5 protein-coding genes and 2 riboswitches are annotated in these 14,181 nt (G+C 61.3%); of the genes, 1 reads left to right on the forward strand and 4 read right to left on the reverse strand.

Annotated features, from left to right (window positions below; translation table 11 throughout):
- Positions 1–61 precede the first annotated feature (61 nt).
- Positions 62–3,043 (reverse strand): M66 family metalloprotease, encoded by a 2,982-nt coding sequence (locus OKB77_RS12030; RefSeq protein ID WP_223849327.1) that lies wholly within the window; start codon positions 3,041–3,043, stop codon positions 62–64.
- Between the two features lie 73 nt (positions 3,044–3,116).
- Positions 3,117–5,729 (reverse strand): glycosyl hydrolase family 18 protein, encoded by a 2,613-nt coding sequence (locus OKB77_RS12035; RefSeq protein WP_123172475.1) that lies wholly within the window; start codon positions 5,727–5,729, stop codon positions 3,117–3,119.
- A 104-nt stretch (positions 5,730–5,833) separates the two neighbouring features.
- A riboswitch (cyclic di-GMP riboswitch) is annotated at positions 5,834–5,921 on the reverse strand.
- Positions 5,922–6,236: 315 nt separating this feature from the next.
- On the opposite strand from OKB77_RS12035, the gene OKB77_RS12040 reads away from it, so the two are divergent.
- Positions 6,237–7,472, forward strand: coding sequence for a sensor domain-containing diguanylate cyclase (locus OKB77_RS12040; protein ID WP_123172474.1), 1,236 nt, complete (start codon positions 6,237–6,239; stop codon positions 7,470–7,472).
- Between the two features lie 127 nt (positions 7,473–7,599).
- Here the strand turns inward: OKB77_RS12040 and OKB77_RS12045 are convergent, their stop codons facing one another.
- The gene (locus tag OKB77_RS12045; RefSeq protein ID WP_123172473.1) at positions 7,600–10,194 is read right to left on the reverse strand and encodes a glycosyl hydrolase family 18 protein; all 2,595 of its coding nucleotides are present in this window, start codon (positions 10,192–10,194) and stop codon (positions 7,600–7,602) included.
- 102 nt (positions 10,195–10,296) lie between these two features.
- A riboswitch (cyclic di-GMP riboswitch) is annotated at positions 10,297–10,384 on the reverse strand.
- A 234-nt stretch (positions 10,385–10,618) separates the two neighbouring features.
- On the reverse strand, positions 10,619–14,074 hold the full coding sequence (locus OKB77_RS12050; RefSeq protein ID WP_123172472.1) for a hybrid sensor histidine kinase/response regulator: 3,456 nt from the start codon (positions 14,072–14,074) through the stop codon (positions 10,619–10,621).
- Positions 14,075–14,181: the final 107 nt, after the last annotated feature.

Genomic DNA, 14,181 nt, shown 5'->3' on the forward strand with positions numbered 1-14,181 from the left:
TTTTGTGGCAAAAGGCAGAGCCCGCCTGAACAGGCTCCGCCATCTTCATCATGGACTCAACCTAGGGGCAGCTTGCCGCCCCGACATCCAGCCAGACATCGTGCTTGCCCGGCTCGCTGCCTTGAGTCCACCACTTGGCCTTCCACTGACGGCCGTTGTGGTTGGTCAGCTCCCCGCCGTTGTAGGCAACGGTAGCGCTCCAGCCCAGCTCAACCTGACTCGCCAGCGCCCACTGATCGGCGGCGCGGCTCGGTTCATTGCCCTGAGTCCAGTACTTGGCACGCCATACCAGCTGGTTGTGGCTCACCTTGTCGCCACCGTTGTAGACCTTGCTGGCCTGCCATGCGGGAACATTCGCCGCTTCCGGATCTGTGGTGTTGCAAGAGCCGTCGACCACGGGCGCCAGCGTCAGCACGACGCGCCCTTCGCTCTGATGTACCCCGTCCGAGACGCTCACACTCAGCTCATGCTGCTCGCTGGTGGTGACTGCCGGCGGCAGCAAACGAAGGTTTGCACTGGTCTCGCCTTCCACCTGCCAGCCCGCCGGGAAGTGCCAGCGGTAGCTCAGCGCATCGCCCTCGGGATCCCTCGCCTCGGCAGTGATGGTCAGCCACTCACCGCCGATGCCGCCAAGCTGCGCTGGTACGGTCACCACCGGAGGCTGGTTCTCCACCACGCCCTGCTCCAGCGGCCGCCCGTTGACGGTAAAGGAGAGGATCTGCTGCGGTGGCAGCAAGCTCTGCTGTACCAGTGTCTGGCCACGGCACTGGATGGTGGCGCGGCCGGGCTCGCTGGCGGTGGGCAGGTTGATGTGGAACTTGTTCATGACGCTGCTGGCCGCTCTGTGATTGGCCAGCCTGAAGCGCTGCAGACCATCGCGGGTCTCCACCTGCAACTGGCAGTCATTGCCGGACAGGGTGTTGCTGTCATCCGGATAGGTGAAGCCGTAGGCGCCGTGCAGAGCCGGATAGATGTAGCTGCGCAGGGCTCCTTGCGGATCGTAATAGCCCACCAGGGTGGTCACCGGCACGCCGAACTGCTCGGGCTTGCGCGCAACCTTGGTATCAATGGGGGAGACCTCCACCCAGCTCTGGCCATCCGAGGTGAAGCTCTTCTTGAAGCCCCGGTTCACCACAATTTCCTTGCCGTTGATAAAGAGGCGACTGTTGTAACCGGCCCCGTGATCGATGGTCAGACTGCGCCCACGGTTGTCCGCAGAGGCAATCGGCACCCGGATATCACGGGTCCAGCGACCATCCCACATGGCGACCCTGACCAAACCGTAATCCGCCAGCAGGGCACTCAGTCCGGCCTCGCTCAGGGCATCCATGGGGGCATCGACCTTCTCGATCCCCTCGATTGTATGCTGATAGGGCTCCATCATGGCCGTCGCACTGTTCCACTTGCTAAAGCCGGTTGCCGAGTTGGCATCGAACACCGCCTTGCTCTCCAGGAAGCGCTGAATGATGGCGGCGGAATTGGGGGTATAGAGGGTGAAACGGTTGGTACCGGAGAGAGGGCTGCCGCCCGCCATCGCATCGTAGCCAAACTTGCGGCCATCGAACGGTGGCTGGCACTGGCCATCCAGACAGGCATCCTCATTGGTGCGGGTCGGCGAGAAGTTTGGGATGAAACGGTGTTTGTCACTGTCCCAGCCCCAGCTGGAGTTGAGCTGATCGGCACTGCGGTGAACCGAGCCTCGGAAGCCATCCACATAGTGGCCAAGGCCGAAGTTGTGGCCTACTTCGTGGCTGAACTCGTTGCCCAGCGAATCATCCAGCGTGACGATACCACCGCCACCGGAGCCACCGTGCACCTGAACCCCATTGGCATATTTGCCGCGGCTGTTGTGCGCCGTCAGTTGGGCCACCACAAAGGGATGGCTTCCTTCCCCTTCACCGGCACTGCTGTTGATGCCGTAGTTGGCATTGTCGATGCCGTGGGAGATAAGCTCCTTGCCGATGCGCTGACGCATGGTGCCGCCATGCCAACCCCCCTCGCTCGGGTCAAAATCGGTCAGCAGGGTGCCATTGGGCAGCATCACCTCAGGCAGGGAGAGCGGTGCATACTGACTGACGAGCAACCGGCTGGCCGGAATGGTCTGGAAGTATTCGCGATGGGCCTCCTTGTCATTGGCAAAGGCAAAGCGATCCCGTGGTGTGGTGAGCATGCCGATGTCGATGGTGTGCAGCAGCAGCTCGCCGGGGGCGCCGACCTTGATGTCACGCAGTTCACCACTGAGATTGCCCTGACGAACGGAGAGGTTCAGTCCGGGCTGGATCCACTCGGCAGGCAGCTCGCCGCTCCAGGTATCCGCTGCATAGGTGATGCGGTTGTTCTCCAGCTCCCCCTCGCGGAACCACTGCCCATTGGCAAACTTGAACTGCAGGGTCTGGCCACGGGAGATCGTCACCTGCCGCTCGCCATAGAAGGCCGTCGAGTTATAACCGGCGCTGGAGCGGATCCGCACCATCTTGCCCTCCAGCTCCGGGCTCACGGGCAGGTAGATATCCCGAACCCAGCGGCCGTCGGCGGTCTGGATCTCCACCAGCGCGCGCCCGGTCAGCCGATCCTTGAGGAAAGCGCCGCTCTTGTCGCTCAGTTTGGCCAAATCAGCACTGCTGCTGATGATGGCACTGCTGCCGCTCTCCGGGACGAAGCTCACTCCGCCTTCGGGAACCCCCGCGAGGTGGTAGACCGTCTCGGGCAGCGCCGATGGCGGTGACAAGGTCAGGGTGCCAAGCAGCTTGCCGCTGCCGTCGCGGGCCTCCACTGTCATGGGGGTCACCCCGTCGGCCTGGAGCGGTTGCACCAGCAGCAGGCTCTTGCGCAGGCTGGTCAGGATGGGTTGGCGATCCCCCTCTTTGGGATGGGACGGCAGGATCTGGCTCTGGGCAAACTGCACGCTGGCAGCCAGGCTACCCGCCAGATCGCTTTGCGGTGTCGTCTCATTGAATATCAGGGGCGAGGTGGCGGCAGACAGGGGGCCAGCCGCCAGGGTTGCCATGATGAGGGCAGCGATTCGGGTCACATTTGTGGTCATTGTCGGGTTCTCGTTCATATTGCTACCGGGAATGAGGGGCATGTCGCCATGCCCCGTCATCGGTGAAGAGGCCTCAGTTACAGCTTGCTGCCCCGATATCCAGCCAGACATCGTGCTTGCCCGGCTCATTGCCTTGAGTCCACCACTTGGCCTTCCACTGACGGCCGTTGTGGTTGGTGAGATCCCCGCCGTTGTAGGCAACGGCTGCGTTCCAGCCCAGCTCAACCTGACTCACCAGCGCCCACTGATCGGCGGCGCGGCTCGGCTCATTACCCTGAGTCCAGTACTTGGCACGCCATACCAGCTGGTTATGGCTCACCTTGTCACCGCCGTTGTAGACCTTGCTGGCCTGCCATGCGGGAACGTTGGCTGCTTCCGGATCTGTGGTGTTGCAAGAGCCACCCTCACCACCTTCGTTGATTGGCGTGACGGTGAGACGGGTGGCCGCGTTGGCATCGAGTGCGCCATCGGAGACGGTCACAGAGAGGTCATAACCGGTTTCGACATCCACCGCCGGGCCGGTGACCACCAGGGTGGCGCTGTTCTGGCCGGTCGCCGTGATACCGGCAGGCACTTGCCATTGATAGATCAGCTCGTCGTCGTTGGGGTCGGATGCCTTGGCAGTGATGGTCACCTGCTTGCCCTCTTCCACCTTGACGCTGGCAGGCAGAGTGACCACCGGAGGCAGGTTGGGCTGCGGCGCCTTGTTGGTCACCACCACCTGATCCCTGGCGGTCAGTTGATGGTCATCGGTCACCGTCAGCTCGAACACCAGATTGATGTCGGCGGACACGGCATCGAGTACAACACGGGCCTTGGCCTGAGTGGCATCTAGCAGGGCAGCCTGCGGGCCGGAGACCTGCTTCCAGCTATAGGTGAGGGCGCCATTTTCCGGGTCGTGGGAGGCTGAGCCATCCAGCATCAGGGTAGCCGGGCCGGTCACCGCCACATCGCTGCCCGCGTTGGCTACTGGCGGCTTGTTGGCTGGCGGAGTGACCCCTTCACCGTGGCCGAGACCTTCATGCATGGCGTTGAGGATGTCGCCGTTGTCGGCATCGATCTCCCAGGAGAAGAGCCCGCCCAGCTTGTTGGCCAGCACGTATTGGCCTTTCGCCTTGACCGAGCGCTCGTCGTCATAGGTGATCAGCTCGCCGGTGGAGGGCTTGAACAGGGTGGCCGCTTCGGCAGTCTCGTCGTAGTTGTACTCCCAGCCTGCGCCCATGTGGCTGTTGACGATGTGGCGATAATCCAGCACGCCATCTTCCCAGGTGCCCTTTATCTTGCCGGTGGCGGTGCCGGTGAAGGGATCGTTGCCCTGATATCCGCTCACCCCTTTCCAGCCGCGACCGTAGGCGGCGGCACCGATCACCAGCTTTTCCGAGTCGACCCCTTGCGCCAGCAGTTGCTGCACCGCTGCATCAGTGTTGTAGCGCTTGTTGGCCGAGCCGTTGGTAGCCTGATAGAGGTTGGCCTGATGACCCAGGGAGGTATTGCTCCAGGCACCGTTGTAGTCGTAACTCATCACGAAGAGGTGGTCCATGTACTGCTGGGCAGCCTTGTAATCCACATCCTCAATCTTGTCGTAACCGGCACCGATGGCGGAGGTGAGCTGATAGGTGCGACCGGTCTCGGCCTCCAGCTCGTCGAGCATGGCGCGCAGATCCTTCATGATCAGCACATAGGTTTCACCATCTTTGGTCTTGTCCCCCAGATTGGGGTTGGCACCGTCGCCGCCCGGGAACTCATAGTCGATGTCGACACCGTCGAAGAACTTCCAGGTCTGCAGAAACTCCTTGACCGAGGCGACGAACACGTCACGCTTGGCCTTGTCATGCATGAAGAAGAAGGGGTCGGAGAGGGTCCAGCCACCGACGGAGGGGAGGATCTTCAGGTCAGGATAGGCCTGTTTGAGGGCCATCAGATTACCGAAGTTGCCCTTGTAGGGCTCATCCCAGGCGACCAGTGACCCCTGCCCTTTTTGCAGCGCGGCCCAGGGATCGTGAATGGCGACCTGGAAATCCTTGCGCCCGGCACAGGCACGTTGCAGCGCCTGGAAGCTGCCGGCAATCTCTTTGAGGCTGTCGTTGAGGCCATCACCGCCACAGATCGGGGTGAAGCCATAGAGGATATGGGTCAGGTTTTGGGCCGGCAACTTGTCCACGGTGAAGTTGCGATCATAGACCCCCCACTCCACATAGTAGGTACCGACCACCTTGCCGGACTTGTTGACATAGGGTTTGTTATTCTCCTGCAGGGTAGGCTTGAGCGGCGCAAGGTGGCTGCCATCGGTATCGGCGACCACGATCTCCTTGGCATCAGACAGGGTACAGCCATCGCCGTTGCACAGCGCGACCTGCATCTGATAGCGGCCCCCCTTGTGCACCTTGAAGGTGGCGGTACCCGCGGCGGAAGAGGGACCGGACCAGACTTCCTTGCCATCCAGCAGCACCTTGGCACTCTGGCCAATATCGCCGTTCCAGATATTCCAGGTGACGGTCACATCGGCGCCATTCTTCACCTTGACCAGCTCGTTATAAGCGGTCGCGGACTGGCTGACTTCGACGATGGCAAACTTGGTGGGGCCCCAACCGATGGCGGGTTTGCCGGGAGCCGCCGCATAAGCGGCGGAGGAGGCGAGCAGGGTGCCGACCATCATGGCCAGCAGTGCAGGTTTTGGACTTAGCATATTGCTTTCCTTTTCGTTTCGTTATGGGAAAAACGAAAGGGCAACGCAACACGACAGGTGACACAAAAACGGCCACCCCTTGGCAAAGGCAGCCTGCATTCTACTGTGGTGGCCCCGCTATCCTAGGTCGTCTTGACCCTTAGACCGGAAGCTTTGCGTCCCGACTTTTCAATCGGTTTGCCCTTGTCACAACGTTATTTCTGGCGATAAATAATCGCCGATTGACTGTAGGGTAATTCTGATAAGTAAGCAAATCGGACCATTGCCAGCCCACCGGTTTCCAACCCCGACAATTACCCACTTTCAAGAAATTAATGTTTAAAAAACAGCCGGATATGCAGACATAATCTCATCACCTCCAACCAGATACCTCACACCATTTTTTTGATCTGCATCACACCAAATTGAGAAAAATCAATGAGTAAGAACAATATGCGACAAAAGACCCATCTGTATCGCAACTAATGAATTTATAATCGCCGCTTTGCATGGCCAGCAGGTGTCTTCATGCCCAGCGAATTGCCCTCACGCACCCGGTTATCCAGATACGACAAATTTGTTCGTTTGACGATTTATGCCTTGCCACTGGCCGGGATGATCTGGCTTATCAACAGCCTCAATGGCTGGCAAAGGGCGCCGCTTGCCAGCACCTTGCTAGTCCAGAGCTACCTTATCTGCACCTTCTGGCTCTATCGCCACTACCGCTACCATCTGCACCGCCAGTGGCAGCATCTGAGTGAGGCGCTCAAGATCAACGAAACCACCGCCGAACTGGCCCGCAACTCGGCGCAATACCAGACCGAAGAGGCCTTTCTGGAGGATCTGCTCAGACGAGCCGTGATGTTGATCCCGGGAGCCGAGATGGGCTGCCTGATCAAGCTACTGCCGGGCACAGGCATGTTGAGGTATGAAGCGGCCATCGGCATGGATCTGGTGAAACTGCGGCGGATCAATCTGCCGCTGGAGCACACCTTTCAGTACAAGCTGACTCAGGGGCGCTGCAACAAAACACTGCTGATCAACGACCTGTCGAAGATAAATGCCACCATGCCCCTGTCCGAACTGGACAGAGAGCTGCTGGTCAACTGCACCGACCTGCCCATCCAGGCCACGCTGGCGACCCCGATCCATATCGATGGTCAGCTCTACGGCATGATCAATATGGACAGCAGCAAACGTCATGCCTTTACCCGCTACGACAGCCACCTGATGGCGATCCTGGCGCGGGATATTCGCCACGCCATCACCATCTATCAGCAGTCCCGCCGCATCTATCAGCTGGCCAATACCGACCAGCTGACCGGGCTCGCCAATCGCCAGCAATTCGAACTCGCTCTGCAAGCACAGCCGGAAGGCACCCTGCTGCTGATCGACATGGATAATCTCAAACAGCTCAACGACAGCAGTGGCCATTTGGCGGGTGATCAGGCCCTGCGCCTTATCGCAGATGGCATACGCCAGCACTTCGGTCAGGGGGTGATTGCCGCCCGCTTTGGCGGGGATGAGTTTGTGCTGCTCACCACTCTGACACCGACCGAGCTGCAACAGGCGATGGCCAGGCTGACGACCATGCTGGCCAGCGCCTCTCCGACTATCTCGTGCAGCATGGGGATGGCCCCCTATCGCGGCGACTTTGCCGCCGCGTTTGCCAAGGCCGATGCGGACATGTACCAACACAAGCGGCACCACAAAGAGCAGCGTGCGGCACAGATGCCAGCTATCGGGGAGAGCATTAATCACTAGGCAAGAGTGAGCACTTTGCAGGGACACGAGAGAAGCTGGGGGAAACCGATTGGCAGACCCGCCAGAATGTGGCGAAGCGGGGAGAAAAAACGGGGCATGACTGGCATGCCCCGCCACCATTCAATGCTTATTTACAGCTGGCGGCCCCCACATCCTGCCAGACGTCGTGTTTGCCGGGCTCATTGCCCTTGGTCCAGTACTGCGCCTTCCACTGACGGCCGTTATGGGTGGTGAGCTCGCCACCGTTGTAGGCCACATTGGCATCCCAACCCAGTTGCACCTTGCTCACCAGCAGCCACTGATCCGCAGTGCGGCTCGGCTCGTTGCCCTGGGTCCAGTACTTGGCCTGCCACACCAGCTGGTTATGGCTCACCTTGTCGCCGCTGTTATAGGTGCTTGCCGCTTTCCAAACTGGCCAGTTGGCCGCATCCGGATCGGTCGCCGTGCAACCACCGCCGCTGCTGGCCGGTTTGACCGTCAGACGGGTTGCCGCGCTGGCATCCAGCCCGCCGTCGGAGACGATGACGCTCAGGTCATAGCCGGTATCGCTGGTGACGTTCGGGCCGGTCACCACCAGGGTGGCGCTGTTCTGACCCGTTGCGGTGATGCCTGCCGGCACACTCCACTGATAGGTCAACGGATCATCGTTCGGATCAGAGGCGGTCGCCTTAATAGTCACCTGCTTGCCCGCCTCCACAGAGGCCGTGGCAGGTACACTCACCACAGGCGCCAGATTGGCCTGCGGCGCCTTGTTGGTCACCACCACCTGATCCTTGGCACTCAACTGCTGGTCATCGGTCACCGTCAGCTCGAACACCAGATTGATGTCGGCGGACACGGCATCGAGTACAACCCGGGCCTTGGCCTGAGTAGCATCAAGCAGGGCAGCCTGCGGGCCGGAGATCTGCTTCCAGCTGTAGTTGAGCGCGCTGTTTTCCGGATCGTGGGAGGCCGACCCATCCAGCGTCACCTCGGTCGGGCCGGTCACCTTGAGGTCACTGCCCGCGTTGGCCAGCGGCGGCTTGTTGGCCGGTGGCGTGACGCCACTGCCGTGGCCCAACCCCTCGTGCATGGCGTTGAGGATGTCGCCGTTGTCGGCATCGATCTCCCAGGAGAAGAGGCCACCGAGCTTGTTGGCCAGCACATACTGCCCCTTGGCCTTGACCGAGCGATCGTTGTCATAGGTGATGAGATCGCCGGTCGCCGCCTTGAACAGATAGGGAGCCTCGGCCACCTCGTCGTAGCCCTTCTCCCAGCCCGCCCCCATCCGGTTGTTGACGATGTCGCGGTAATCCACCACCCCGTCCTCCCAGGTGCCTTTCACCTTGCCGGTCGCCTTGCCGGTGAAGGGGTTGTTGCCCTGATAACCGCTCACCCCGGTCCAGCCACGGCCATACATGGCGGCACCAACCACCAGCTTGCCCGGCTCAACCCCCTGCGCCAGCAGCTGATTGACCGCCTTGTCGGTGGTGTACTTGGTATCGGGATCCCAGCTCGCCGCATAGAGGTTGGTCTGGTGGCCCAGCTCGGTGTTGCTCCAGGCACCGTTGTAGTCGTAGGTCATCATGAAGATGTGGTCCATGTAGGGCTGGGCCGCCTTGTAGTCCACATCCTGGATCTTGTCGCCCCCCGCCCCAATGGCGGAAGTGAGCTCATACTGGCGACCGGTCTCGGCCTCCAGCTCGTCGAGCATGGCCCGCAGCTCCTTCATCAGGGCCACATAAGTGGCACCATCACTCGGGCTGCCCAGTTTCGGGTTGGCACCCTGTCCGCCTGGGTACTCCCAGTCGATATCCACACCGTCGAAGAACTTCCAGGTCTGCAGGAACTCTTTCACCGAGCCGACGAACACGTCGCGCTTGGTTTTGTCACCGAGGAAATAGAAGGGATCAGAGAGGGTCCAGCCGCCGACCGAGGGGAGGATCTTGAGGTTCGGATAGGCCTGCTTGAGCGCCATCAGGGCGCCAAAGTTGCCCTTGTAGGGCTCGTCATGGGCGGTGAGGTTGCCTTGCGGCATCTGGATGGCGGCCCAGGGATCGTGCATCGCCACCTTGAAGTCGGCCCGGCCGGCACACGCCCGTTGCAGCGCCTGGAAGCTCCCTTCGATCTCCTTGAGGCTGTCGTTGAGGCCATCCCCGCCGCAGATGGGGGTGAAACCATAGAGGATATGGGTCAGGTTCTGGGCCGGGATCTTGTCCACCGTAAACTTGCGGCCATAGACCCCCCACTCCACGTAGTAAGTACCGACCACCTTGCCGGACTTGTTGGCGTAGGGTTTGTTGTTCTCCTGCAGCGGCGCCTTGAGTGGCACCAGATGACTGCCGTCAGTATCGGCGACCACGATCTCCTTGGCATCAGAGAGGGTACAGCCATCGGCGTTGCACAGCGCCACCTGCATCTGGTAGCGCCCCCCTTTCTTCACCTTGAATTTGGCGCTGCCCGCCGCGGCCGAGGGGCCGGACCACACCTCCTGACCATTGAGCAGTACCTTGGCACTCTGGCCCAGATCGCCGCTCCAGAGGTTCCAGTTCACCTCCACATCGGCGGCATCCTTTACCCTGACCAGATTGTTGTAGGCAGTGGCTGCCTGATCGACTTCAACGATGGAAAACTTGGTGGGGCCCCATCCGATGGTCGGCTTGCCGGGCGCCGCAGCATAAGCGGACGAGGCGCAGCACAGACCGACCGCGAGGGCCAGCATGGTAGGCTTTGGACTTAGCATTATTTTATTTCCCTATTTCGTTATGTTGGCAACGAAAAGGGCTACGCCCTGACAGGTAACGCAGACGGCAGTGCGGCCTCTTGGCAAAGGTGCACAACAACCTGTGGTGGCCCCGCTATCTCAAGTACGGCTCATCCCTGGACCGGAAGCTTTGCGTCCCGATCTTGCGATCGGTTTGCCCTTCGGTTACTTCATTTGCGATGCAAAAAATCGCATCCCGACTATAGAGTGAGCCAATCCGGTCTGCCACTGTCGGCGTTGACCGACAGTGGCAAGCCAATACTGTAACTGGCGGCGATTGCGCAGGGAGATGAAGAGATCTTCGCCAATAAATCTCTGTTTTCGGCATTTATCCATGACCACGGGCCACAGGACCATTGCACGGTTTTGTGAGTCGGTTCACGGCTAGCCGCCCCGGATGTGGCTAGCGCAGCAGCAGACTGTTCATCAGAGCCCGCAGTTTGAGTGGTTTGACCGGTTTGCTGATGTAGCCATACCCCCGCTCGCGGATCTGCGCCTGCAGCTCGCTCTTGCGATCGGCACTGATGATGATCCCTCCCAGCTCGTCGCCACACACCTGTTGCAGGACAGCGAGCGCCTCCAACCCGGTCTTGCCATCATCGAGGTGGTAGTCGGAGAGCACCAGCCGCGGCACAAACCCCTCTGCCACCAGGGCCTCGGCTTCGGCCAGATCGACGGCGCAGCGCACCTCGCAGCCCCAACGGCCGAGCAGGGTGCTCATGGCGGTCAGAATGTCCCGCTCGTTGTCGATACAGAGCACGGCTACCCCTTCCAGCTGGCTGTCACGCACCACCGGCGCCGCCAGCTGATGGGCCGTGACCGGCCGGGTCGCCAGATTGAGGGTCACCGCAAAGACCGATCCCTTGCCCGGCCAGCTCTGCAATGTGAGCTGATGACCGAGCACCTGCGAGATGCCGCGGGCGATGGCAAGCCCCAGACCCAGCCCCTGCTCCTTGGCGGTGCGGGAGTGATCGAGACGGGAGAACTCGTCAAAAATAGCCTCCTGCTTGTCCTGCGGGATACCGGGGCCGTTGTCCCATACCTCGATGCGGATCTTCTCCCCCATCCGGCGGCAACCAAGCAGCACCCGGCCCCCCGGGTTGTAGCGAAACGCATTGGTGAGGAAGTTCTGCAACACCCGGCGCAGCAGCCGCACATCGCTGTGCACCGCGTGCTTGCTCTCCACCACCGAGAAGTGGATCCCCCCCGCCTGCGCCAGCACGCCAAACTCCGCCTTGAGGTTGTCGAGCAGATCGCACAGGGCAAAGTCGAGCTTCTTGGCCTTGAACTTGCCCGCTTCGAGCCGCGAGATATCGAGCAGATCGGTGATGAGATCCTCGGTCGCCCCCAGCGCATCATCGATATGGCGGGCGATGCGGGCCTGCTCGCCAGCATCGGGCAACATCTCCAGCAGGGAGGAGGTAAACAGCTTGGCGGCATTGAGGGGCTGGGTCAGATCGTGGCTGACCGCCGCCAGAAAACGGCTCTTGGATTGATTGGCCCGCTCCACCTGCTGGTTCACCAACAGCAGCTGGCGGTTGAGTTCGGAGAGCTCACGGGTGCGCTCGGCCACCCGTGCCTCCAGATGTTCGTTCGCTTCGCGCAGCACCCGCTCCGCATCGCGAAACGGCGTGATGTCGGTAAAGGTCATGACAAAACCGCCGGCGGGCATGGGGTTGCCCTGCATCTCGATCACCCGCCCGTCCGGGCGCTCCCGCGCCGAGATATGGGCGCTGCCGCGCTTCATAAAGGCAACCCGCCGCGCCACGTGATCCTCGATATCACCGGGGCCACAGAGCCCCTGCTGGGCGTTGTAGCGAATGATCTCCTCGATGGGACGCCCTGCCTGAATAAGCCCCGGCGGATAGTGGAACAGCTCGATGTAGCGGCGGTTCCAGGCCACCAGCCGAAGCTCCCTGTCCACCACCGAGATCCCCTGCCCGATATGCTCGATCGCCCCCTGCAGCAGGCCGCGGTTGAAGCGAAACACGTCGGAGGCCTCATCGACTATGGTGGCGATCTCCTCGAGCTGCATGTTACGTCCCTGCAGGGCAGAGGCAAGCACCAGCCGCGCTGACGAGGTACCAAACACCCCCGCCAGCAGCCGCTCGGTGTGGGCAATCAGCTCGGCCGAGGCCTGCATCTGGGGCGCCAGGGTGCCGCCCCGCTCACCGGCGAAACGACCAAAGGCACGCTTGACCCGGCTTGAGCCGACAAAGCGGGCCGCCAGCATCTCCAGCTCCTTGACCGAGACCCGCGCCTGATAGAGGGCAGCGGTATCGCGGCTCGGCTTGCCGACAAAGTTGGCCGCCTGCAGCCGCTCGCTCACCGCAGGTCGCGACAGCAGAGAACCGGCTACATAGCCGAGCAGGTTGAAGAGCAGACTCAGGAAGATGCACCAGGCCCCGAGACTCAGCTCGCGAAACGCAGGCCAGTCCGGCGGCGCCAACAGTTCGGCCAGCGGTGAACCGGCCAGCAGCCCGCTCTCCACCAGCAGGGTGACGAACCAGAGGCTCACCCCGAGGCTCAACCCAAGATAAACCCCCTTGCGATTGCCGTGACGCCAGTAGAGGCCGAGCAGCAGGGCCGGCGCAAACTGGGCCACCGCGCCAAAGGAGAGATAGCCGATACGGGAAAGGCTGGTGAGATCGCCGAGCCAGAGGTAAAGCCCCCAGGCCGCCAGCAAGATCAGCAGGATGGCACCACGGCGCACCTGCAACAGCAGCCTTACCAGCCGCTCGTCGCGCCCCTGCCGCCAGAAGCGGCGCAGCAACACCGGCAGCACCAGATCGTTGCTCACCATGATCGCCAACGCGATGGTGCAGACGATCACCATGCCGGTGGCCGCCGAAGTGCCGCCGAGAAACGCCAACATCGCCATGCCATCGAAACCGAGGGCCATCGGCAAACTGATCACATAGGTGTCGGAGGCCATATCGGCACCCACCCACTGCTTGCCCGCCAGCGCCAGCGGCCAGATAAAGAGCCCCATCACGAACAGGTAAAGCGGGAAGATCCAGCGCGCCCAGTGAAGATCCTGCCCCTGATTGTTCTCCACCACAGTCACATGAAACTGGCGCGGCAGGCAGATAACGGCGCACATCGCCAGCACCGTATAGATGGCAAGCTCCAGCAGGTTGCCGGGGCTCACCGCCACCACCTGCGCAAAGAAGTCGCGGGTCACCTGCTCGTGAGCTTCGCCGGGTTTGCTCAAGATCAGCCAGAGAGCGAAGCCCCCCACCGCGATAAAGGCCAGCAACTTGACCACCGACTCGAAGGCGATGGCCACCACCATCCCCCTGTGGTGCTCGGTGGCATCGAGATGGCGGGTACCGAACAGGATGCTGAACAGCGCCAGCAGCAGAGTGACCCCGAGCGCCAGCTCACTGGTATTGCTGGTCGGGCTGATGCCGCCGCTGTTGACCATCAGCAGATCCAGCCCGGTGACGATGGCTTTGAGCTGCAACACCAGATAGGGGAGGATCCCCATGATGGCGATGAGGGCGATCACCATGGCGAGCCGCTGGGATTTGCCGTAACGGGCAGCGATAAAGTCGGCGATGGAGGTGATGTGCTCGCGCTTGGCCACCAGAATGAGGCGAGCCAGCAGCCGCCAGCCAAACAGAAAGACCAGCATGGGGCCAAGGTAGATGGGCACCGGCGACCATGGCGATTCACTCGCCTGCCCCACGGTGCCGAAGAAAGTCCAGGAGGTGCAGTAGACCGCCAGCGACAGGCTGTAGAGCAGCGGTTGCCCCTTGAGACGGTGCCGTTTGTGCTTGTCCGCCACGAAGGCGATCAGAAACAGCAGCCCCAGATAGGTGAGCGACAATCCGATCAGCAGCCATCCCTGGTGCATCGATAACTCCTTGTCCATGTTGAGTTTTTGTATACAGCCTCGCCAGTCTAGAGAGGCTGCAGCCAAAAGTCATCCCCTTCGGACAGATTGAAATTATCGTTTTTCAA

Origin of the sequence: Aeromonas sp. Y318-3 (genome assembly GCF_027706185.1) — a bacterium.
GTDB lineage: Bacteria > Pseudomonadota > Gammaproteobacteria > Enterobacterales > Aeromonadaceae > Aeromonas > Aeromonas veronii.